Source organism: Streptomyces sp. NPDC002324, assembly GCF_053593335.1.
The window spans coordinates 232333-254653 of record NZ_JBSFCF010000010.1 but is presented as its reverse complement, the minus strand read 5'-3'; the positions used below and the strand labels follow the sequence as shown (position 1 = coordinate 254653).

Below are 22321 nucleotides of genomic sequence, written 5' to 3'. Positions count from 1 at the left end.
GCCGAGCGGCGTCGGGATCAGGATCAGCGCGACGAACCAGATGATGTTGTGCTCGACGGCGGGCCAGAACTGCGGGTTGTTGGTGAACAGTTCCTCGAAGTTGTGCAGCCCGACCCACTTGATGGAGTCGAAGCCGATGCCGTCCCAGGTGGTGAAGGCCAGCAGGATCGACGCGAAGGCCGTCACCCAGACCAGGGCGACATGCAGGAACGTCGGCAGACCCGCCATCACGCCCAGCGTGAGCCTGTCCCGGCGGGTGAGGAGCCGCCGGTGCCCCTGGGGCACCTTCGCGGACTTCCCGGTCTGTGCGGTTTTCGCGGCAGGGCCGGAGCCCGGAGGCGGCGTGGCCGCCTCCGGGCTCTCGGTGGGGGTGGTCGTCATGTCAGGAGGTCATCCAGTCGTGAGGACGGTCGATCGTCAGGACGGTCGTCAGGACGCGAAGATCGTCTTCTTCTGGCGCTCGATGGACGAGAGCAGGCTGTCGACGCCCTTGGGGTCGCGGATGAACTTCTGCAGCGCCGGCTGCATCACCGTGGAGGTGAAGTCGGGGCGGCTGTCACGGTCCATGAACTGGGTGAGGCTCTTGGCGCCCGAGATCATCTCGTACGCCTTCTTCTGCAGCGGCGAGTACGAGGAGGTGTCCGCCTTCGTGGAGGCGGCGACCACGTTCGGGTCGGCCTTGAGGTAGATCTGCTCGGCCTCGGGGGTGCCGAGGAACTCCATGAGCTTGGCCGCGCCGGACTTGTTCTTCGGGGCCTTGCTCATCATGTAGCCGTCGGTCGGGGCCTCGACGGTGTCCTGGCCGTACGCCGGGTCGATCTCCGGGAAGGCGAAGAAGTCCAGGTCGTCCAGGTCGGCCTTGTTGGTGAACTGCTGGCCCACGAAGGTGCCCAGCAGGTACATGCCCGCCTTCTTCGACACCAGGGTCTGCGCGGCGTCCTGCCAGGTACGGCCGACGGCGCCCTCCTGGTGGTACGGCAGCAGCTCGCTCCAGTTGTCGAAGACCTTGCGGACCTTGGCGTCGGTCCAGGACGCCTTGCCCGCCATCAGCTCGACGTGGAAGTCGTAGCCGTTGGTGCGGAAGTTGAGCTGGTCGAAGGTGCCCATCGCCGGCCACGCGTCCTTGTCGCCGAAGGCGATCGGGACGAGCTTGTCCTTCTGCATCTGCTTGCACAGGGCGATCAGCTGGTCCCACGTGGTGGGAACCTCGTAGCCCTTCTCCTGGAAGACGCTCTTGCGGTAGAAGAGCGCCCAGGGGTAGGTGTACAGCGGCACGAAGTAGTACTTGCCGTCCGCCCCCTTGCTGAGCTTCTTCATCGCGTCGGGGAAGTTGCCGCCGATCTTGTCCCACACGTCGTCGATCGGGCTGGCGAGGCCCTTGGCCGCGAAGAACTGCATGCGGTAGCCCGCGAACCAGTGGAACACGTCGTCCGGGGTGCCCTGGAGGTAGGAGTTGATCTGCTCCTGGAACGTGTTGTGGTCCTTGGTGTTCACGTCGACCGCGATCCCGGACTGCTTCTTGAACGCCGCGTAGATCTCGGCGAACGCCTTCTTCGGCACCGCGTCCGACGCGTTGGAGCCGAGCGAGACGGTCTTCGAGTCACCGGCCGAGCTGCCACTGCCGCCACAGGCGCTGAGCAGGGGGACTCCAGCGCCGAGCGCCACCGCCCCGCCGACGCCGCGCAGCACAGTGCGGCGGCTCGGGCCGGGGACGGAGAGACCGGAAGGTGTGAGGTGCATGTACGGCTCCCTGGGGACAGGTCGTTCGGTCTCAATGGCCCTCGCCGGTGACTGATCGAAAACAATCAGAAACCAACTCGACCGAACATCGGTGGCCGCCATAACAGCTCTATGTCATGTCATGCGTCAAGACTTCTTGTCCCCCTTTGTTGAAACGTAATCCCTGGATGTCGAAACGTGACCGACACATACGTGACTCGCGTCACACCAGGACGGGATCGCGTCCATGGGCACGTGATCGCGCAAGATCGCCCACCGAGGTCAGCCACCGCCGTCCCCCACCCGCGCGGAGGCCATTCCGAAGTGTTTGCGGCGGCGTATCGCCACGCCACGACGCCCCCTCCGCACCGGCGCCCTGCCGCCTCCCGCCGCCCCGCCCCCGTCGGGCTGGATCCAGATCCGCACCTCGGTGCCGCCCAGCACCGACGACCCGAGGCGGACGTCACCGCCCGTCGACTCGGCGAGCCTGCGCACGATGTCCAGGCCGAGACCGGTCGAGCCGTCGCTGCCGGAGCCCCGCCCACGGGCCATGGCGGCCTCGGGATCGGCGATGCCCGGCCCCGCGTCGGAGACCAGGACGATCACCGCGTCCTCGCCGTCGTGCACGTCCACCGCGAAGGCCGTGCCCTGGTCCGTGTGCCGGAAGACGTTGCCGAGGAGGGCGTCCAGCGCGGCGGCCAGGTCGGCCCGGGCGACAGGTATGCGGACGGGACGCTCGACCCCGGCCACCCGCCACGTGCGGCCCTCGTCCTCCGCGAGCGCCGACCAGAACGCCATCCGCTCCCGGACCACCTCGGCCACGTCGCACCCGGCGCCGGGCCCCGCCACCGCCGTCCGGGGCTTGGCCTCCCGCGCCGTACGGATGATCGTGTCGACCTCGCGCTCCAGCTGCTCGACCGCCGCCCGCGTCTGCTCGGCGGCCGGCCCGTCGCCGAGCGAGGCCGCGTTGAGCCGCAGCACGGTCAGTGGTGTGCGCAGCCGGTGCGACAGATCCGCCGCCAGCTCCCGCTCGTTCGCCAGCAGCTGCACCACCTGGTCGGCCATCGCGTTGAAGGCCGTCGCCGCCAGGCGCAGCTCCTTCGGCCCCTTCTCCGGAACCCTCACGCCCAGCTGCCCCTCCCCCAGTTCGCGCGCGCTCTCCACCAGCCGCCGCGCGGGCCGGACCATACGCACCCCGAGCCGGTCGGCCACCGCCACCGAGCCGACGATCAGCAGGGCACCCACCCCGGCGAGCACCGCCCACGCCGTGGCGAGCCCCCGGCTCACCTCCGACGCGGGCACGTACACCTCCACCACCGCTATCGCGCCGGAGCCGATCGCGGTCGGCTGGAGCAGCGTGTACCCGCCGGGCACCCGCGCGGTGGAGGCCCGGCCCAGCTTCCGGACCGTCGCGATGTCCCGGTCCGACGCCCGTTGCCGGCCCAGGTCGAGCGTGGCGGTCCCCGTGCCGTCCGCCGGCAGGTGCACCGCCATCCCGTCGTCGGAGCCGGCCGAGGCGACGACCCGCTCCAGCTGCTCCCGGTCGGTGGTGATGGAGAGCGCCGGGGCGATCGCGGCGGCCTCCCGCTCGGCATGGGAGAAGGCCCGGTCCCGTGCCATCTCCTTGACGACCAGCCCCAGCGGCACCGCGAAGGCCACCACGACCATCGCCGTCACCGCCAGGCACACCTTGACCAGGGCCCACCTCATGGTCGCGCTCCCGCCCCCGGCGGCTCCAGCTTCACGCCGACCCCGCGCAGCGTGTGCAGATAGCGCGGCTTGGCCGCCGTCTCCCCCAACTTCCGCCGCAGCCACGACAGATGCACATCGATGGTCTGGTCGTCCCCGTACGACTGCTGCCACACCTCGGCCAGCAGCTCCCTGCGCGCGACGACCACACCGGGCCGCCCGGCCAGGAACGCGAGCAGGTCGAACTCACGCCGGGTGAGGTCGAGTCGTACGCCGTCCAGCTCGGCCTGACGGCGCAGCGGGTCGATCGCGAGGCCGCCGACCCGGATGACCGTGGAAGAGGGCCCCGCACCGGCGACGGCGCGGGAGCGGCGCAGCACGGCCGCCATCCGGGCGGACAGGTGCTCGACCGAGAACGGCTTGGTCAGGTAGTCGTCAGCGCCCGCGTTCAACAGGCGGACGATCTCCGCCTCGTCGTCCCTCGCCGTCGCGATGATCACCGGGACGTCCGTGATGCCGCGCAGCATCTTCAGCGCCTCCGAGCCGTCGAGGTCCGGCAGCCCGAGGTCGAGGACGACCACGTCGAAACGGACGTGCGCGACCTCGCGCAACGCCTCCAGGGCCGTACCGACGCTGCGCACGGTGTGCGCGGCGTCCGTCAGATGCCTGATCAGCGCCGAGCGTACGAACGGGTCGTCCTCGACCACGAGCACACTTGCCATGCGCCGCACCGTACGCCATGCGCGGGAGCCCGGTCGGGGCCTGTGGACAACTCGCGGGAGCCCCGCGCGCGGGCCCGTGAACGGACCGGTGGCCCCCCGCCCCACGACACCGCCGGGGCGCGTGGGGCAGGATGGCCGCGATGCGCAGAGGACTCCTACACGTACTGGCCTGGCTGCTCGCCACGGGCGCGGCGGTCACGGTGACGTGGTGGGGCGTCCACACGGTGATGGCCGGCACGGCCTACGACCCGCCCCGCGCCCTGCCCATCACGGCCGCCGACGCACGGGCCGAGGCAGCCCCGACGCCGGTCACCACGGCGGCCCTTCCGGAGCCGCCGAAGAGCACGAAGGCGCCGGCGAAGCGCGACGCGGACGAGCCGTCCCCCACCCCCTCGAAGCCGCCGGGGTCCTCGGAGCCCGGCCCCGGTCCGAGCACCGGCGCCCCGGCCGACCCGGGCGAGATCAAGGCGTACGACACCGAGGGCGGCCGGGTCGTCCTCTCGCTCGGCGAGCGGTACGCCACCCTCGTGTCGGCGACGCCCGGCTCGGGCTGGTCGATGCAGGTGTGGAAGACGGAGACCTGGATCCGGGTCGACTTCGCCGCCGGCGCGGACCGGGTGTCGGTGTTCTGCACCTGGCACGACAGCGCGCCCCGGGTCGACGTGCAGAACTTCTGAGGAGGAGCGACCCCACCCGCGATCCGGCCCCTGCCGCGATCCGGCGCCTCACGCGATCCGGCGCGTCCCCCCGGGCCGGCGCGTCCACGAAGCGGCGCGCTCAGGGCCGTTACTTCTGGAAATCAGGAAACCTCAGCGGAACACCGACGACGGCGGCGCGGGTGAGGCCACCGCGCCCGCGTCCGTCACCGGCTGCGCGCCGCCGGTGAAGTCGGTGAGCGCCCTGCCGTGTTCGACCCGGCCGGGATGCGGGTCGGAGGCGGCGCGGCGGGTCAGTTCGGCGACGGGCACGGGCAGGCCGGAGGCGACGAGGACCGCGTTGCCGAACCGTCTGCCCCGCAGCACGGTGGGGTCGGCGATCAGCGCCAGTTCCGGGAAGACCACGGCGGCGGTGGCGATCTGGCCGCGCAGATGGGCCAGCGGCGGGCCGTCGGCGAGGTTGGCGGCGTAGTACCCGTCGGGTTTGACCACCCGTCGCACCTCCGTGAGGAACTCCGTCGACGTCAGATGCGCCGGGGTGCGCGCCGCGCTGAACACGTCCGCTATGACCAGGTCCGCCCATCCGTCGGGCACCTTCGCGAGCCCCTCGCGCGCGTCCGTGGACCGCACCCGTACGCGCGCGTTGGGGTCCAGGGGCAGTTCGCGCCGGACCAGTCGGACGAGGGCCGCGTCCCGCTCGACGACCTGCTGGGTGGAGCGGGGGCGCGTGGCGGCGACGTACCGGGCGAGGGTGAAGGCGCCTCCGCCGAGGTGCACGGCGTGCACGGGCCGCCCGGCCGGGGCGACGAGATCGATGACGTGCCCGAGCCGGCGCTGGTACTCGAACGACAGATACGCGGGATCGTCGAGATCGACGTGCGACTGCGGCGCCCCGTCGACCAGCAACGTCCACGCCCGGGGCCGGTCCCGGTCCGGCAGCAGCTCGGCGAGCCCCCCGTCGACCTCCTCGACCACGGCGCCCACGTCCTGCCCGCGCCGCCCCTGCCCCTGCCCCTTCTTCGACCTGCCCATGAACTCATTATCGGACGCGGGGCACCCGGTGCGCGCCGGGCGCCGGGGGCGCCCCTTCAGGGGCTCGGGGAACTGCGCGACAAGCCACGACGTACCGGCACCCGCCGCCGCACAGAACCCCTACGGCGACCGGGCGCACCTCACTGACAATTGTCCGCGGCCTCGATCAACCGCGCCGCCTCGCCCAGCGCGGCGCGCAGCACCGCCGGATCCGTCGCGAGGTCCGCCTCCCCCGGCGGCAACAACCAGTCCGCACCCTCCGGAGGAGCCAGCACCGCCCCCCGCCCGTCGCTCTGCGTGCACGTGCTCCCCGGCACGTCCCACGCGTCGGCCGTACCGGGCGGCACCAGGAACCCGAGGGTGTCGCAGGTGTCGTCGTGCAGTACGGGTCCGACCGCCATGACGGGCCCCACCACGTCGAGGGCGCCCCGGCGGAGGATGTCGACCGCCTCCAGCCCCTGCCGCGCGGGCACGGTCACCAGGTCGCACTCGGAACGGGGTTGGTGGTTCTTCATCCGGGCCTCCCACGCCTACCAGCCCCCTGCCCAACGCGTCGCCCCGTCAACGGCTACGGCGAAACTGCGCCGCAAAGGATGGCAGTTCATGGCATATCCAGGATGAGATATCCGGTTTGTAGCCAAACCTCGCGTGGGGGCCTCGATCGGGCGGGTACGTTCTTGCCCCGCCGGACACAGCGGAACCAACCGTGCAGCACGCACACAAGTCCTACTGAATCCGGCATGGTTCGACGGTTCGCGAGAGAGGGCCCGGCCATGACGTCGTCATCGGTGACCTCGTCCCAGTTCCCCCGGCCACAGCGGCCGAACCTCGCCTTCAGACGGCTGCGCGGGCAGCGTTCGCCGGGCGAGTTCGCCTCGGCGGTACGGCGGGCCGCGCTGGAGATCGGCGAGCGGGTGAGCTGTGACGCGCGTTACGTCGGGCGGGTCGAGTCGGGCGAGATCCGCTGCCCCAACTACGCCTACGAACGGGTGTTCCTGCACATGTTCCCCGGCCGGACACTCACCGACCTGGGGTTCGCGCCCCGCGCGGAGGTACGCGGTCGGGGGGCGCGCCCCGCCGAGGAAGCGCCCTCCCCTCGCAACGAGAGCCGCTCCCACCCCGCACCCGCGGTGAGGGGTGAGACGGAAGGGACGTACGAGCCGTATGACACGCAAGAGATGTACGACATGCAGGACCCGCGGGGCGACACGGGCTATGTGCGCGGCCGGCGGGGCTCGCAGCACACGTACCGGAACCACGAGGAGAGCGACGTGCAACGTCGCGCATTCATGACCGGGGGTACCGCCGCGATGGCGGCCGCCTCGCTCGGCCCCTTCACCCTGGGGGGCGCGGCCTCGGCCGCCGACCGCCCCGTCCACCGGGCGGGCACGGGGGAGGCGGGGGCCCTCGAAGCCGCCGTGCGCAAGATCCGGCTGCTGGACGACCGGCACGGGGCCGACGGGCTGTACCGCAGGGCCTCGGCACCGCTGCGGGCGGCGTACGCACTGCTCGACGCGGGCACCACCCGGCAGGCCACCGCCGACCGGCTGTACGCGGGGGCGGGGGAACTGGCCATCTCCGTGGGCTGGTTGGCCCACGACTCGGGGCGCTTCGACGACGCCCGCTCGCACTACGCGGAGGCGCTCGCGACGGCCCGGATGTCGGGGGATCCGGGCCTGGAGGCGCACGCGTTCTGCAACACGGCGTTCCTCGCGCGCGACGCGGGCCGGCCGCGCGAGGCGGTACGGGCGGCGCAGGCCGCGCAGCGGGTCGCCCGGCCGCTCGGGTCGCCCCGGCTGATGTCCCTGCTGGCGCTGCGGGAGGCGGGCGGCTGGGCGGGGCTCGCCGACCGCACCGGGTGCGAGCAGGCGCTGGCCCGGGCGCACGCCCTGTACGGACGGGGGGCCGCCGAGGCCGACCCGGAGTGGATGAGCTTCTACGGGGAGGCCGAGCTGGAGGGCCTGGAGGCGCAGTGCTGGTCCACGCTGGGCGACTGGCCCCGGGCGGCCCGGCACGCGCGCCGGGCGGCCGGTCTGCAGAACCCGCACTTCACCCGGAACATCGCGCTCTACACGGCCGAACTCGCCGACGACCTCGCGCGCGGGGGCCGGCCCGACGAGGCCGCGGCGGCCGGCATGCGGGTCCTGGACCTCCTCGACGAGGTCCAGTCCTCCCGCGTCCAGCAGATGCTGGCGGGCACGGCCCGGGTGCTCCTGCCGCACCGCCGGGCCGCGGGGGTGTCGGCGTTCCTGGAACGCCACGCGGGTGTCGCGCGGACGGCGTAGCAGGCCGCCCGTGCCGCCGGGGTCCGTCAGTGGCCCGCCAGGTGCCCGGTGTCGTTCCAGGACTCGATCGCCGGGTCGCCGTAGGCCCAGCCGAGGACCGACAGGGACGTGGGGCTGAGGCGGACCCGGGCGGCGAAGGTGAGGTCGAGGCCCAGCCAGCGCGCGGCTATGGAGCGCAGGACGTGCCCGTGGGCGAAGACGAGGACGTCGCGTTCGGCGGAACGCGCCCACGCGACCACCTCGTCCGCGCGCGCGGAGAGCTGTTCCAGGGTCTCCCCCTCGGGAACACCGTCGCGCCACATGAGCCAGCCGGGCCGGAAGGCCTGGATCTCGGCGGGGGTCAGCCCCTCGTACGCCCCGTAGTCCACCTCCATCAGCGTGTCCCACTCGGTGGCGCGGTCGCCGAAGCCCGCCAGATCGCAGGTCTCACGCGCGCGGGAGAGGGGACTCGTCCTGACGTCGACACCGGGCAGCCCGTCCAGGGGTGCCCGGTGCAGGCGCTCCCCGAGGAGCTTGGCACCGCGCCGGCCCTCTTCGAGGAGCGGGATGTCCGTCCTGCCGGTGTGCTTCCCGAGCAGGGACCATTCCGTCTGTCCGTGTCGGGCCAGCAGGATGCGCGGTGCCATGAGCGACCTTTCGGCTTCCTTCCGCGAGAAGGAAGAATGGGGAGGCGGATGCGTCCATCATCGCTCACGCTGTCGGGGGGCAACCCGGGAGGCGATCTCTGCGTCTTGGACATCGTCTTGCACAAGGGCCACAGCCGAACCACATATGAATGAACACCGCACGCAGGTGACCACCGAGGCACGCAGATGGGGGAGACGTCGGATGCCGCAGACCGAGGCGACCGAGGCACCGGTTGACAGAAGGACCGGTGCACCGGTTACCGAGGAGGCGGCGACCGCGCGCCCCCGCTGGTGGACCGAGCTGCCGCTGATCCTGCTGGTGTACGGGGCCTACTCGGCCGGCCGGCTCCTCGCGCGGGGTGACACCGCCCACGCCGTCGACCACGGTCTGTCGATCCTGCGGATCGAGAAGGCCCTGTGGCTGAACGCCGAGCACCCGCTGAACCGCCTGTTCACCCGGGAGCCCTGGATCGGGATACCCGCCGACTTCTGGTACGCCTCGCTGCACTACCTGGTCACGCCCGCGCTCCTGGTCTGGCTGTTCCGGTCCCGCACCGTGCGCTACCGCGCGGCCCGCACCTGGCTGCTGACCTCCACCTTCATCGGTCTCATCGGCTTCACCCTGCTCCCCACCTGCCCGCCCCGGCTGCTGGCCCCCTCCCACGGCTTCGTCGACACGATGGCCCAGTACAGCGCGTGGGGCTGGTGGGGCGGCGAGGCCAGCGCGCCCCGGGGTCTGGGCGGCATGACCAACCAGTACGCGGCGATGCCGAGCCTGCACGTCGGCTGGGCCCTGTGGTGCGGGGTGATCCTGTGGCGCTTCGGGAGCGGCTCGCGCCTGGTGCGTACGGCGGCCGTCGCGTACCCGCTGATCACCACGATCGTGGTGATGGGCACCGCGAACCACTATTTCCTCGACGCGGTGGCGGGCGCCGCCGTGATGGGCGCGGGTCTGCTGCTGACACCGCTGGTGCTGCGGACCGCGGACCGGTGCCGGGCGGCGCTCGGACTCGCGGCGGCGGCCGAGGACCGGTTCGGCGGCCCCGGCGGACGCCCCGCGGAGGCGCCCGTCACTCCCGCCACCGCCGCCTCGCGGGGCTCGGTCTCCCCCATTGTCAGTGGGGAGTGCCAGACTTCCCCGGGTGAGCGAATTCCACGGCAGCGGATCATCGAGCCCGAGCCGGGTGCCGTCCCCGCGGAAGCAGGGGACGGCGCTGCGGCAGCGGCTCGCTGAGCTGCGCGGCCCCGAGGTCCCTCCCAAGGCGCTGGACGCACGCGCCCTCGCCGCGCTCGCGGCCAACCCGGGCTGTGAGCGCCGCGCGCTGCTGGACGGCGCCGGGGTGAACAAGGCGGTGCTGGCCGACGCGCTCGGCTCGCCCTCCGCCTTCGGCCAGTCCCAGTTCGCCTTCATGCGGGGCAACGCCTTCGAGGCCCGCGTCAAGGCGGACGGCGGCGCGGAGCTGCTGCGGCTGGTGCACGAGAGACTGGACCCCGGCGCCGAGCCTCCGGCCTCGGCCTCGGTCCCCGACCTCACGGCCGTGGGCCCCGAGGGCCGCGCCGCCCGCACGGCCCTGGCGCTGCGCGAGGCCACCGACACCGGCGGCTGGACGCTGCTCGACCACCCGATGCTCGCGCTCGACGTCGCGGGCACGCCCGCGTTCCTGGAGCCGGACGCGGTGGTGGTCCACCCCGACGGCACCTGGTCGGTCGTGGAGATCAAGTCCTTCCCGATGCTGGACGGTTCGGCGGACGCGGCGAAGGTGGGCGCGGCGGCCCGCCAGTCCGCGGTGTACGTGCTGGCCCTGGAGGAGGTCGCCGCCCGGCTCGGCGGCGCGACCCGCGAGGGCGCCCCCGCGCCCGAGGTCCGCCACCGGGTGCTGCTGGTCTGCCCCAAGGACTTCTCCAACCTCCCGACGGCCGCCGCGGTGGACATCCGCAAGCAGCGGGCCGTCACCCGCCGCCAGTTGACGCGGCTGACCCGGATCGAGGAGATCGCGGACACCCTCCCCGAGGGCACCTGCTTCGCCACGGACCTCCCGCGCGAGCGGCTGACGACGGCCGTCGAGGCGCTGTCCGCCACCTACGCCCCCGAGTGTCTCGCCGCCTGCGAGCTGGCCTTCCACTGCCGGGACCGCTCCCGTGCGGAGGGCGCGGTGACCTCCCTGGGCCGGGCCGCGCGCGCCGAGCTGGGCGGCCTCACGACGGTCGACGAGGTCCTGGCGGCGGCCCACGGCAGGGCCGGCGACCCGGACGACCCCGCCGTGGCGGCGCTGCGCCGGGCGGCGGAGCTGCGGGCGGAGGCGCTCGGCACCGCGGGCGTGGCACGGGAGGGCGCCGCGTGTCGCTGATCGCCACCCTCGCCCGCCTCGAAGCCGTCAGCTCGGGCCGCGCCCAGCCCACGGCCACCGTCCTGCACCGGCATCTGTCGGACCGGCCCCTGGTCCTCGTGCCGCTCACCACCGCCGGTGAGGCCGGGGCCCCGCTCGGCGCGCTCGTGGGCACCGACCGGGACGCGCCCCGGCTGCTGGTGGTGCCCCAGCCCCGCGATCGCGACCTGCGATTCGCGTTCCTGGCCGAGCTGGCGGACATCGTGCTGCCGTACGTGGACTCGTACGCCGACGTCGTGGAGTCCGCCGAACGCAGCGAGACCGACCCGGAGACCGGCAAGCGGGTCAAGGTCGAGGTCGAACTGTGCGCGGACGCCCCGCAGTTGATCCTGCCGAGCCGGACGGGCATCGACCTCGTACGGCTCCTCGGGCGCTCCATGCGGTTCCGGCGCACCGCCGAGCAGGACCCGGAGGCTCCCCATCCGGCGCCGCCACGCGTGCCACTGCTCGGGCGGTGGCTCACCCACTTCGGGGAGCGCGCGCGGGTGCCGGGCTCCTCGCTGCTGCTCGCGCTGACCGACCTGCTGTCGCGGCACTACGCGACCGGTCAGTCGGGCGTGGAGGACCAGCACCTGGGATCGCTGCTCGCCTGGATCGACCCCCCGGAGGGCGAGTCGGGCGAGGCGGCGGCGCGGCGGGCCGAGCTGGCGCGGGACGCCGAGGGCCAGTTGCTGTGCCCGCCCGCCGGACCGGCGACCGACCCGGCGTTCGACAACAGACTGCTGGCCCCGGCGATCGAGCGGTACGACCGGGCACGGCTCGCGCTGTCCGCCGCCGAGGACGGTCTGGAGGCCGACGACCGGCTGGGCGCGCTGACCGCCGCCGAGCGGGAGATCCGCGCCCTGGTGGAGAGCCGCACCCGGCCCACCTGGGACGCGGTCTGGCACGGCCTCGACCTGCTGCGCGCCCTGCCGGAGGGTGCCCACGCGGCCGACCGGTGGACCCGCGACCGCTGGTCCTTCACCGGCCACCGGGACCGTGTCGTCGCCGGGGAACCCCCGCAGCCCCGGATCGACGACGCGGTCACGGCGGCGAACAAACTGGCCGCGCGCGAGCGGGAACAGGCCCGGCTCGACGCCCAGGAGGCGCTGGACGACCCCCTGGTCATGGCCGGGCGGCGGCTGGCCGGGGAGGCGTTCGCCGGTGAGGTCACGGATGTCGTGATGGCATACGGCGAGGGCAAGCGGCCGAGCCCTCGGCCGCTGGTCACCGTACGGACCGAGGACCGGCCGCATCTCGGGGAGCGCGTGAAGGTGTACCGCTCGCTGGGCGGGAAGCCGCAGACGGCCGAGTTCGTGGGGTACGAGACGGACGCGGAGGGCGAGGGCCCGGACGGCGGACTGCTGGTGCTGCGGATCATGGACAAGATGGGGCGGGGCAAGGAGCCGGAGGCGGGGTCGGTCCCCGAGAAGGGGGACGCGCTCTGTTTCACCCTGTTCGAGCACGACCAGCGGGGCGGGGCGAAGCTGCCGGACCCGGAGGAGACACCGTGGACGCACGGCGGGCCGCCGGGTGAGCCCGGCGCCGTGCCGCTGCCGGACCCGGTGACCGAGGAGGACGTCCTGTGACCCCCACCGAGGCCGTGCTCGACCCCGGGGCCGCGGCGGGCCGGGCCACCGACGCCATCCTGCGCGACACGCTGCACGGCGACGCGCGCGGTGTCGTCGTCGACTCTCCGCCCGGTGCCGGGAAGTCGACGCTCGTCGTCCGCGCGGCGCTCGAACTCGCCTCCGCCGGGCGCCCGCTGATGGTGATCGCGCAGACGAACGCGCAGGTCGACGACCTGGTGATCCGGCTCGCCGAGAAGCAGCCGGACCTCCCGGTCGGCCGGCTGCACAGCAGCGACAGCGACCCGTACGACAAGGTCCTGGACACGCTGGCCAACGTCCGGAAGTCGACGAAGGCGGCCGAGCTGGCCGGGCTGGACGTGGTGATCTCCACGGCGGCGAAGTGGGCGCACGTCAAGGGCGTCGAGCCGTGGCGGCACGCGATCGTCGACGAGGCGTACCAGATGCGGTCGGACGCGCTGCTGGCCGTGGCGGGGCTGTTCGAGCGGGCGCTGTTCGTGGGCGACCCAGGGCAGCTGGACCCGTTCGCGATCGTGGGCAGCGAGCAGTGGGCGGGGCTGTCGTACGACCCGTCGGCCTCGGCCGTGACGACGCTGCTGGCCCACAACCCCGAGCTGCCCCAGCACCGGTTGCCGGTGTCGTGGCGGCTTCCGGCGTCGGCGGCGCCCCTGGTGTCCGACGCGTTCTATCCGTTCACCCCCTTCCGCAGCGGTACGGGGCACGGGGACCGGCGGCTGGGGTTCGCGGTGCCGTCGGACGGCTCCGGTCCGGACCGGGTGATCGACGAGGCGGCCGAGTCGGGGTGGGGGCTGCTGGAACTGCCGGCCCGGCACACGCCACGGACCGACCCGGAGGCGGTGCGTGCGGTCGCCCTGGTCGTACGGCGGCTCCTCGACCGGGGCGGGGCGGCCACCTCCGAACAATCCGAGGAGCCCGTGCCGCTGACCGCCGACCGGATCGCCGTCGGCACGGCCCATCGCGACCAGGCCGCCGCGGTGCGCGCCGCGCTGGCCGAGCTGGGCGTCCGCGACGTGGTCGTGGACACGGCGAACCGGCTGCAGGGGCGGGAGTACGACGTCACGGTCGTCCTGCACCCGCTGTCGGGGCGGCCCGACGCGACGGCGTTCCATCTGGAGACCGGGCGGCTGTGCGTCCTCGCCTCCCGGCACCGGCACGCGTGCGTCGTGGTGTGCCGGGCGGGCGTCACCGACCTGCTCGACGACCATCCCTCGACCGAGCCGGTGCAGCTGGGGGTGACCGTGAAGTTCCCGGACGGGTGGGAGGCGAATCACGCGGTGCTGGCGGAGCTGGCGGAGCACCGGGTGGGCTGGCGGCCGTAGGTCCCTTTCCGGGGCGGGCTCGGGCGGGGCTGAGCGGGGCGGCGCCTGCGGGACGTAGGTGTGTGGGGGGCCGCGGGTGGGGAGCCTGGGCAGGGTCGGTGCCCACTTGCGCGGTCACGAGAGAATGGACGGTGGCCCTCCACCCGGGAGACACCCGGGGACCGGCCCACCGAACCGTCGTACGAGGAGGAGAAGACATGGCGGAGCCCACGTCGCGTCGGAACGAACCGCGGCTACGCCCCGCGCCCCTGCTCTTCGAGCCGGCGGAAGCGGCCGGCGATCCCGAGCACTTCTTCGATCTGGAGTCGATCGACGATCCGCGGGCCCTGCTGTCGCGGGCGACGGAGTTGGCGCAGGCGTTCCGGGCGGCGGCGGACCGGGCCGTGGAGTTCCAGGCGATCGCGGCGGCCCAGCTGGCGGACCCCCGGCGGTTCGACCGGCTGACCTCGGCGGACATCGCGGAGCGGGCGGAGTGGACCGAGGACTACGCCAGGAAGATGGTGGAGTACGGGCGGGAGCTGCTGCGGGGGCGGGACGTGAGCGGGCCGGAGTCCCTCTGAGCGGTGTCCCTCCGGTCCCTCCGGGACAGGGGCGGGGGATCGCGAGGGTTCCCCACACCGGTTGCCCGGGGTGCCCCCGTACCGGCACCGGCACACGACGGGCGCCGCCCGCTTCCGCCCCCCGCCACCCGGGAACTTCGCCGCGTCGGCGGTCGACAGCCGGAGTGCCGCGCACCGGCACCCGAGGGGCGCGGTGTGCCCGCGCGGCGGGGGCAGCCGGTACGAAACAGCGTCTGGCATATGCCGGGCGGGCAAGATACCCCACTTGCCCACCTCGCGTCCCAGTTTCCGGCAACCGCTCGGGGTCGGGCGCTCACGGGCGGTAGACCTAGAGGTATGAGCGCTGGAGTGGGGACGGGCAGGTACCCGCAGGACGGGGACGACGTCGCGGGGGTCACGGCGGACGGGGCGGCTTGGCTGGCCTCGGCAGGAACGTATCCGCGCAGCACCCTGGCGCTGTGGGAGGAGCGGCCGTCCGCGCCGGTGGTGCTGCCGTGCGGGAGCGTCTTCGATGTCGTCAGCGTGCCGGCGCTCTTCGGGCGGCGCATGCTCGACCGGCTGTGGGACGAGGGCCCCGGCTCCGGCCCGGTCGCCGTCTACCGCGGGCGCATGCTGCTGTTCGCCTCCCCCGGCACCGCCCAACGGCTTCCCACCCTGCTGGAGTGGGAGGAGTGGGGCTCCCCCGGCCGCACCGGCGCCGTCCCGCCCCTCCTCTGTCACGGCACCGGCGACGCGGTCACCGTCCCCGCCGTGCTGCGCACCGCCTCCGAGGACGGCGGAACCGACCCCGGCGAGGGCTGCGGCGGCGCACCGGACGGACCCGGAATCAGCCGGCTCGGAACCCGCTGGCTCGTCGCCCCGGACACCCGCCGACCTTGGCTTCCGGGGCCCGAGGTGGTGCTGTGGGCGGCCGTCCGGGCGGCCCGCGCGAGCGCCTCCGCGACCGTGCGCGTATCGATTTTTCCTCCCGCCGATCAGGGTGCTAAGGTCTACGACGTCAGCAGGCGCCGCTAGCTCAGTTGGTTAGAGCAGCTGACTCTTAATCAGCGGGTCCGGGGTTCGAGTCCCTGGCGGCGCACGACACGAAAGAAGCCCCTCGCGGAAGCGGGGGGCTTCTTTCGTCGCTCCGGCACTTACCACTCCCCCACGCTCCGGTACCCGCCACCCCCCTGTGCCCGCCCCCTATGCCCCTGTGGTGATCCGCACCGTCCACGCCCCCGTCGCCGTGCGCCCCTCCACCGTCACCCGCACGTCCTCCCCCGGCACCGTGAAGCTCTCGCCCACCGCCACCGGCGCGTCCGCCAGCGGCGGATAGACGGACTCCTCCCAGCACGCCTCGGTGCGCGGATGCGCGTCGAGGACCTCGATGGGACCGCCGCCCGACTCGGTCCCGCCGCGGATGCGGTAGACGAGGACGCCCTGCGTGCAGACGGACCCGTCGTTGCCGACCGCCCCCCGCGCCTCGATCGCGAGCACGCTGTCCGGACCGGTTCGGACGACCGCCAGCTTCGTCCCCCGCCCCGCGCCGAAGGCCCGCGCGCCGACACCGGCCGCCACCCCGCCACCGGCCCCGCCGCCCGCCCGCCCGACGACCTGACCGTCCCCGGTTTCGCCCGTCCCGCCCCCCTCGGCCTCCCCCTCGTACGCCCCCCTCGGCCCCGCACCGACCGCCTCCAGCGTCAACCGGGTGCTCCCCGCTCCCCGTACGCACGTCACCTGGCGCGGTTCCAGCCAGCCCAGCTTCCACTTGTGCCAGGCGAACAGGTCCGGGGCGAGGGCGAACTGACTGCCCATGAGGTCCCAGTCACCGACATGGGTGTCCCAGTCGCCCTTGCCGTCCGCGGGGCGGTGATAGAGGTCCGGGAGGTCGAAGACATGGCCGGTCTCATGGGCGAGGACGAGACGGTCCGGGGGGTGCCGCTCGAACACGGTGACGACCCGGCGAAGGCCCGTCCCGTCGATGTCCAGCGGGGTTTCGAGGTTGACCACCTTCGTCGCGTCCGAGTCGACACCGGGCGCGTGCGGGTCGGCGACGAAGTACACGATGTCGTAGCGGGAGAAGTCGACGTGCGGGTCGGCCGTGGCGAGCGCGTCCCTGAGGTAGGCGGCCCGGTGTGTCGCGTTCCAGTCCCGTCGTATGGCGTACGCCGTCGAGGGCCTGGGCATCTCCAGCCACTCACGGCGCGGATGGGGGCGGAGCGCGAACTTGCCGTACGACGCGCGTTCGAAGAACTCGCTGGTGGCCGGAAAGTGATCCGCTGTCAGCTCGGCCGGTGTGGTGAGAGGGGCCGCGTCCGGGAATGACAAGAATACGAGTACGGCGTCGAGGGCGCGGGTGGGGCGCGGATACGCGGAGTTCCAGGTGTCGAGACCCTCCGAGTGGTGCGCCTGGGTGCGTCGCAGCGTGCACGGCTCCGACAGCGGCACGGCGGAGGGGGCCGCGATCAGGGAGGTCGCGGCGAGCGCGGTGAGGGAGGTGAGCATGGCCGCTGTACTGCGCAGAGCGGGCGCCCGGTCGCCGAGGAGTTCCTTCCAGGGGAGCGGACGCTGCACGGAGACCTCCGGATGCGGATCTTGTGGATACCGCGTCCAGATTTTCTGAATTAGTAGTACTTTGCCCTGTTTGTCTGCACCAGAAGAGTGAGGACGAGGCGAGATGGAGCCGGATGACCTCTGATGGCCGACACCCCGGACACTCACGGAACGTCACAAGCGGTCGACGGAGCGGGGAAGCCGTTCAGCTCGGGGCAGAAACGATCTGTCAGATCTGGTCGTTGTTCAGGGAGACTGGAGAGTGGCTGGAAGGCCTTGGGGGCAACCTCTATGATCGGCACACTTTCCTGCACGGACACGGCTTGAGCGCCCCTACGTACCGGTTCGGCCGCTCCGACGAGACACATGAGATCCGTACGAAAACGAGTGCACTGCGGGAGCGAACGGTGAGCGGAACGTCCCAAGGGCCGGCGCCCGCGCCAGACCTCGTCCGGCCGGCGATCACAGAGCGTCACGCCAATGCGTCAGCTCAGCCGACACGGCCGTCGGAGGAGAGTCCCACGACACCCGCCGCCTTCTCCGTCGCGCCGCTGGCCATGGCCGTCGTCGACCGCGACGGGCTGGTCGTCACCGCCAACGGGGCGATGGGGACCCTGCTCGGCACGGGCGCGGAACCGCTGGCCGGGCGGGTCGCCGCCGATCTGGTGGACCTCGCCTCGGACACCCGCACCTGGCACGCGTACCGCGAGGTGCTGCGCGGCCGACAGGCCCGGCTGCGCTGTACGCGCCGGCTCAAACAGCCGGACGGCACCTGGCTGTGGGTCCAGGTGTCGGTGGCACCGCTGCCCGAGGAGGAGCGGGCGGTGCTTCTCTCGGTCGCCGACATCAGCGCCAACCGTCAGCTTCAGGCCAGGCTCCGCCACCTGCAGATGCACGACCCGGTGACCCGGCTGCCCAACCGCACCCTCTTCTTCGAACAACTCTCCGCCGCCCTCGAACGGGAGGTGTACGACGAGGTCGGCACCGGGCGGATCGGCCTGGTCTATCTGGACCTGGACGGGTTCAAGGCGGTCAACGACACCCTCGGCCACCGTGTCGGCGACCGGCTCCTCGCGGCCGTCGCCGAGCGGCTCACCCGGTGCGCCGACGAGGCCGCCCTCCTGCGCAAGGCAGGTACGACCGCCGGGGCGCCGCTGGTGGCCAGACTCGGCGGTGACGAGTTCGCGCTGCTGGTGGAGGACTCCACCGGCACGGAGCAGCTCGCCGACCTGGCCGACTCGGTCCTGAAGGCGCTGCAGGCGCCCTTCGACCTGGCCGGTCAGCGGCTGTCCGTCTCCGCGTCGATCGGGGTCGTCGAGCGGCAGTCGACGAGCACGACGGTGACCGGGCTGATGCAGGCCGCCGACACGACGCTGTACTGGGCGAAGGCCGACGGCAAGGCCCGCTGGACGCTGTTCGACCCGGAGCGCAACGCCCACCGGATGACCCGTCAGGCCCTGTCGTCCACGCTGCGGGCGGCCGTCGGGCGGGGCGAGTTCGTCCTGGAGTACCAGCCGCTGGTGGGCATGGCGCAGGGCGAGGTGCGCGGGGTCGAGGCGCTGGTGCGCTGGCATCACCCGCAGTTCGGCCTGCTGACGCCGAATCGGTTCATCTCACTGGCCGAGGAGGACGGCTCGATCGTCCAGCTCGGGCGGTGGATTCTGGCCACCGCCTGCCGGCAGGCCCGCCGCTGGCAGATCGACCACCCCGACCGGGCGCCGATCTTCGTCAGCGTGAACGTGGCCGTCCGCCAGGTCTGGGACTCCGACCTGGTCGCCGACGTCGCCGAGATCCTCGCGGAGACCGGCCTCGCCCCGCATCTGCTGCAGCTGGAGCTGACCGAGTCCGCGCTCATGGGCTCCGCCGGGCGCCCCCTCCAGGCGCTCAGGGCCCTCAGCGACATGGGCGTACGCATCGCCATCGACGACTTCGGCACCGGGTACTCCAACCTCGCCTACCTGAGCCGGCTGCCGGTGTCGGTGCTGAAGCTGGACGGGGCGTTCGTCCGGGGGTTCCAGTACGAGGGCGCGCAGGAGGGCCCCGCCGCGGGGGACGACCAGGACTCCGGGCAGCCCAACCCCGCCGACGAGATCATCGTCGAGGCGCTCGTCCAGCTCGCCCACCGGCTCGGGCTGTCGGTCACGGCGGAGGGCGTGGAGACCGACGCGCAGGCCTCCCGGCTGCGCAGACTCGGCTGCGACACCGGGCAGGGGTGGCTGTACTCCCGCGCGGTGTCGCCGGAACGGATCGCGGAACTGCTGGGGGCCGCGGCCTGTCCTCAGGCCTGAGGGGCGCCCCCGGCTCCCGGCAGGTCGTAGGCGTCGGCGATCAGTTCGTACGAGCGCAGGCGCAGGTCGGGGCTGTGGGCGTGGGAGGTGAGCATCAGCTCGTCGGCGCCCGTGCGCTTGTGCAGGTCGTCGAGACGGGTGCGGACCTCGTCGACGGTGCCGTGGACGACGTCGGCGTTCCAGGAGTCGATGAAGTCCTGTTCGGCCGCGCTGAACTCGTACGCCTCCGCCTCCTCGGGCGTCGGGACGAGACCGGGGCGGCCGGTGCGCAGGCGGACCATGTTGAGCGCGGCGGCCCGGACCTGGCGGCGGGCCTCCTTCTCCTCGTCGGCGGCGAGGGCGGAGACGCCGATCAGCGCGTACGGGGCGTCGAGGACCGGTGAGGGGCGGAAGGACTCGCGGTACAGGTCGAGCGCCGGGATCGTGTTCCGCGCGGAGAAGTGGTGGGCGAAGGCGAAGGGGAGGCCGAGGGAGCCGGCCAGGCGGGCGCTGAAGCCGGAGGAGCCGAGCAGCCAGATCGGGGGGCGGTGCGGGGACTGGACGCCGCCGGGCGAGGTGCTCTGGACGGGACCCGGGACCGCGTGGATACGGCGGTAGGGGTGACCGTCGGGGAAGTCGTCGTCCAGGAAGCGGGTCAGCTCCGCGAGCTGCTCGGGGAAGTCGTCGGCGCCCTCGTGGGTGGGGGTCCCCCCGCTCGAGCGCAGCCGAGAGTGGGGGAGGGCGGAGCGGCGCAGGGCGGCGGCGGTGGCGCCGTCCGTGCCGGGGGCGCGGCCGAGGCCGAGGTCGACGCGGCCGGGGGCCATCGCTTCGAGCGTGCCGAACTGCTCCGCGATGACCAGGGGGGCGTGGTTGGGGAGCATCACGCCGCCCGAGCCGAGGCGGATGCGGGTGGTGTGGGCGGCGAGGTGGGCGAGGATCACGGCGGGCGAGGAGGAGGCCACGCCCGGCATGGAGTGGTGCTCGGCGACCCAGTAGCGGTGGAACCCGCGGGCTTCGGCCTGGCGGGCGAGGGTGACGCTGGTGCGGAGGGCGTCCGTGGCGGTGCGGCCCGCGCCCACCGTGACCAGGTCCAGGACGGAGAGGGGGGTCGGGGCGGTGCCGTGGGCTCCGCCCCGTATCTCGTCTGTGGTCACGGTGGGGCCTCCTGGGGCGTGCGGGGTCGCGGGGTGTGCGCGTGGGTACGGGGCGGGTAACAGGAGGATGGCTCCGGTTATTCCCCGCCCCCGCCGCCCCTACCCGTCCCATCCCCAGAGGCTGCGCCCCTTCGACCCCCTTTCGCGCTCCGCGCGGGGTGGGTGGGTACGCGCGGGTCCGTGGGGTTCTCGCGCAGTTCCCCGCGCCCCTTTGGGGGCGCGGGAGTCCGCCGGAGGCTATACCTGCACGATCGGTTCCCTGGTGAACAGCGCGCCCAGTCGTGGTGCGTTGACCCTCCTGTCGGCCAGCCTCAGGGCCTCCCAGACCGTGACCTGGTTGGCGGTGAGGACCGGTTTGCCGAGTTCCTTCTCCAGGGTGGGGAGATGGGAGGCGGTGTGCAGGGCCGTGTCCGGGAGGAGCAGGGCCTCAGCCTCCGGGTGGTCGGCCGCGCGGGCGAGGGCGAGGGTCTCGTCGAGACCCCAGGTGCCCACCTCCGCCGCCGTGACGATGCCGGCGCCCCGCACGGAGAGGACCTCGACGCCGGCCGCCGCCAGGAAGTCGACGAAGAGGCGCGCCACGTCGTCCGGGTAGGTCGCCGCCACGGCGACCCGCGTGGCGCCGACCTCCCGTGCCGCGTGGGCGAAGGCGAAGGACGTGGAGGAGGCCGGGAGGCCCGCCGCGCGGGCGAGGGCGCGGATCTGCTCGTGGGCGCCTTCGTAGCCGTGGACGAAACTGCCGCTCGTGCAGGCCCAGACGACGGCCTCCGCGCCGGAGAGACGCAGGGCCTCGCAGCCAACGGCCAGGCGTTCGGGGGCGCCCATCTCACGCAGGGCGTCCACGCGGTGGGCGTCCTCGCCGATGTCGGTGTGCACCACGTCCACCCGGATGTCGCTGCCGAGCAGTTGCTCCATGCGCGGATAGTCGTCCTCGGCGGAGTGGCCCGGGTAGAGGAAACCGAGTGCGGTCATGCCCAACCTTCCTGTTCTTCCGGCAGTACCGGCGGTGGCGGAACAGGCCCCGCACCGAACGGCTGCCTGGCCGACTCGTCGAGCAGAGCCTGGTACGGACCCACCGCCCGGGTACCCAGATGACGCAGTGCCGCCCACATCGTCACCTGGTTGGCCGAGATCACCGGCATCCGCAGCTCCGCTTCGAGCTGGGGGATGACGTCATACGTGGGCAGATTGGTGCAGGAGATGAACAGGGCGTCCGGGGTGGTGGCGCGGACCGCCCGGTGGGCCATGGCGACCACGTCGCGGTAGGGGACCTTCCAGATGTGCCGGACCAGGCCCAGCGAGGCGCGGCCGGTGACCAGGATGCCCGCCTCCGCCAGGTACTCCTCCAGGGACCGGGTGACCGAGACGGTGTAGGGGGTGACGAGGGCGACGCGGCGCGCGTTCAGCTCGGCCAGCGCGGTGAGCAGAGCGCCCGAGGTGGTGACCGCGTGCGCGGCGCCCGCGCGGGTCATCGCCTCGCCCATCGCGCGCTCCCCCGCGACCCCGCCGACGAAGCTGCCGCTGGTGCAGGCGTAGGCCACGATCTCGGGCGCGACCTCGTTCAGGGCGCGGACCGCCTCGTGCAGCGTCTCGTGCTCGGAGACCAGGCGGGCCAGGTGGAGACTCACCTCGACCGGGACGTACGGGGTCCGGGTGAGGTGGAGGGAGACGTCGTCCGGGACCCACCGCCACAGTTCGCGGTCGAGGGCGAAGTCGAAGGGGGCGATGACACCGATGCCGCGCTGCGGCCGGGGCCCACCGAGGAAGGAGACGTTCATGACGGTCAC

The 22321-nt window shown here is 73.1% G+C and carries 19 protein-coding genes, 1 tRNA gene and 1 pseudogene; 10 read left to right on the top strand and 11 right to left on the bottom strand.

Annotation, left to right across the window (positions count from 1 at the left end; genetic code table 11):
* From ACWCRJ_RS16750 to ACWCRJ_RS16735, 4 genes and pseudogenes are all read right to left on the bottom strand, one after another.
* Positions 1 to 381, bottom strand: a pseudogene (locus ACWCRJ_RS16750) (sugar ABC transporter permease); the annotation flags it as partial.
* 48 nt (positions 382 to 429) lie between these two features.
* Positions 430 to 1740 (bottom strand): ABC transporter substrate-binding protein, encoded by a 1311-nt coding sequence (locus ACWCRJ_RS16745; protein WP_450939968.1) that lies wholly within the window; start codon positions 1738 to 1740, stop codon positions 430 to 432.
* 261 nt (positions 1741 to 2001) lie between these two features.
* Positions 2002 to 3429: a sensor histidine kinase gene (locus ACWCRJ_RS16740; RefSeq protein ID WP_450939967.1), complete on the bottom strand. Its 1428-nt coding sequence runs from the start codon at positions 3427 to 3429 to the stop codon at positions 2002 to 2004.
* Positions 3426 to 4130 (bottom strand): response regulator transcription factor, encoded by a 705-nt coding sequence (locus ACWCRJ_RS16735; RefSeq protein WP_450939966.1) that lies wholly within the window; start codon positions 4128 to 4130, stop codon positions 3426 to 3428. Before ACWCRJ_RS16735 ends, ACWCRJ_RS16740 begins: the two co-directional genes overlap by 4 nt.
* Before the next feature lie 131 nt (positions 4131 to 4261).
* Between ACWCRJ_RS16735 and ACWCRJ_RS16730 the strand changes: the two genes are divergently transcribed.
* The gene (locus ACWCRJ_RS16730) at positions 4262 to 4807 is read left to right on the top strand and encodes a hypothetical protein (RefSeq protein ID WP_450939965.1); all 546 of its coding nucleotides are present in this window, start codon (positions 4262 to 4264) and stop codon (positions 4805 to 4807) included.
* 132 nt (positions 4808 to 4939) lie between these two features.
* Here ACWCRJ_RS16730 and ACWCRJ_RS16725 read toward each other — a convergent pair whose 3' ends face one another.
* Together ACWCRJ_RS16725 and ACWCRJ_RS16720 are read right to left on the bottom strand one after the other, a co-directional pair.
* Positions 4940 to 5818, bottom strand: coding sequence for a spermidine synthase (locus ACWCRJ_RS16725; RefSeq protein ID WP_450939964.1), 879 nt, complete (start codon positions 5816 to 5818; stop codon positions 4940 to 4942).
* A 140-nt stretch (positions 5819 to 5958) separates the two neighbouring features.
* On the bottom strand, positions 5959 to 6333 hold the full coding sequence (locus ACWCRJ_RS16720) for a hypothetical protein (protein WP_450939963.1): 375 nt from the start codon (positions 6331 to 6333) through the stop codon (positions 5959 to 5961).
* 258 nt (positions 6334 to 6591) lie between these two features.
* Here ACWCRJ_RS16720 and ACWCRJ_RS16715 point away from each other — a divergent pair, with 258 nt between their 5' ends.
* The gene (locus ACWCRJ_RS16715; protein ID WP_450939962.1) at positions 6592 to 8103 is read left to right on the top strand and encodes a hypothetical protein; all 1512 of its coding nucleotides are present in this window, start codon (positions 6592 to 6594) and stop codon (positions 8101 to 8103) included.
* 26 nt (positions 8104 to 8129) lie between these two features.
* Here ACWCRJ_RS16715 and ACWCRJ_RS16710 read toward each other — a convergent pair whose 3' ends face one another.
* On the bottom strand, positions 8130 to 8729 hold the full coding sequence (locus tag ACWCRJ_RS16710) for a histidine phosphatase family protein (RefSeq protein ID WP_450939961.1): 600 nt from the start codon (positions 8727 to 8729) through the stop codon (positions 8130 to 8132).
* A 202-nt stretch (positions 8730 to 8931) separates the two neighbouring features.
* Between ACWCRJ_RS16710 and ACWCRJ_RS16705 the strand changes: the two genes are divergently transcribed.
* From ACWCRJ_RS16705 to ACWCRJ_RS16675, 7 genes are all read left to right on the top strand, one after another.
* On the top strand, positions 8932 to 9963 hold the full coding sequence (locus ACWCRJ_RS16705) for a phosphatase PAP2 family protein (protein WP_450939960.1): 1032 nt from the start codon (positions 8932 to 8934) through the stop codon (positions 9961 to 9963).
* Positions 9914 to 11077, top strand: a complete 1164-nt coding sequence (locus ACWCRJ_RS16700) for a hypothetical protein (protein ID WP_450939959.1) — start codon at positions 9914 to 9916, stop codon at positions 11075 to 11077. Before ACWCRJ_RS16705 ends, ACWCRJ_RS16700 begins: the two co-directional genes overlap by 50 nt.
* The gene (locus ACWCRJ_RS16695; RefSeq protein WP_450939958.1) at positions 11068 to 12684 is read left to right on the top strand and encodes a hypothetical protein; all 1617 of its coding nucleotides are present in this window, start codon (positions 11068 to 11070) and stop codon (positions 12682 to 12684) included. The genes ACWCRJ_RS16700 and ACWCRJ_RS16695 overlap by 10 nt, the downstream gene beginning before the upstream one ends.
* Complete coding sequence (locus tag ACWCRJ_RS16690) at positions 12681 to 14024, top strand: AAA family ATPase (RefSeq protein ID WP_450939957.1); 1344 nt, start codon at positions 12681 to 12683, stop codon at positions 14022 to 14024. Before ACWCRJ_RS16695 ends, ACWCRJ_RS16690 begins: the two co-directional genes overlap by 4 nt.
* Positions 14025 to 14221: 197 nt before the next feature.
* Complete coding sequence (locus ACWCRJ_RS16685) at positions 14222 to 14584, top strand: hypothetical protein (protein ID WP_020115524.1); 363 nt, start codon at positions 14222 to 14224, stop codon at positions 14582 to 14584.
* Positions 14585 to 14920: 336 nt separating this feature from the next.
* Positions 14921 to 15598, top strand: coding sequence for a bifunctional DNA primase/polymerase (locus tag ACWCRJ_RS16680; RefSeq protein WP_450939956.1), 678 nt, complete (start codon positions 14921 to 14923; stop codon positions 15596 to 15598).
* A tRNA-Lys gene (locus tag ACWCRJ_RS16675) sits at positions 15589 to 15662 on the top strand. Before ACWCRJ_RS16680 ends, ACWCRJ_RS16675 begins: the two co-directional genes overlap by 10 nt.
* Positions 15663 to 15766: 104 nt before the next feature.
* Here the strand turns inward: ACWCRJ_RS16675 and ACWCRJ_RS16670 are convergent.
* Positions 15767 to 17137 carry a M6 family metalloprotease domain-containing protein gene (locus tag ACWCRJ_RS16670; protein WP_450939955.1) on the bottom strand — a complete coding sequence of 457 codons (1371 nt, stop codon included), beginning with the start codon at positions 17135 to 17137 and terminating at the stop codon, positions 15767 to 15769.
* A gap of 386 nt (positions 17138 to 17523) precedes the next feature.
* Between ACWCRJ_RS16670 and ACWCRJ_RS16665 the strand changes: the two genes are divergently transcribed.
* On the top strand, positions 17524 to 19404 hold the full coding sequence (locus tag ACWCRJ_RS16665) for a putative bifunctional diguanylate cyclase/phosphodiesterase (protein ID WP_450939954.1): 1881 nt from the start codon (positions 17524 to 17526) through the stop codon (positions 19402 to 19404).
* Here ACWCRJ_RS16665 and ACWCRJ_RS16660 read toward each other — a convergent pair.
* From ACWCRJ_RS16660 to ACWCRJ_RS16650, 3 genes are all read right to left on the bottom strand, one after another.
* The gene (locus tag ACWCRJ_RS16660; protein WP_450939953.1) at positions 19395 to 20537 is read right to left on the bottom strand and encodes an LLM class flavin-dependent oxidoreductase; all 1143 of its coding nucleotides are present in this window, start codon (positions 20535 to 20537) and stop codon (positions 19395 to 19397) included. The genes ACWCRJ_RS16665 and ACWCRJ_RS16660 overlap by 10 nt on opposite strands.
* A 237-nt stretch (positions 20538 to 20774) precedes the next feature.
* Positions 20775 to 21506 (bottom strand): maleate cis-trans isomerase family protein, encoded by a 732-nt coding sequence (locus ACWCRJ_RS16655; protein ID WP_450939952.1) that lies wholly within the window; start codon positions 21504 to 21506, stop codon positions 20775 to 20777.
* Positions 21503 to 22312 (bottom strand): maleate cis-trans isomerase family protein, encoded by an 810-nt coding sequence (locus tag ACWCRJ_RS16650; RefSeq protein WP_450939975.1) that lies wholly within the window; start codon positions 22310 to 22312, stop codon positions 21503 to 21505. The genes ACWCRJ_RS16655 and ACWCRJ_RS16650 overlap by 4 nt, the downstream gene beginning before the upstream one ends.
* Between the last annotated feature and the right edge of the window lie 9 nt (positions 22313 to 22321).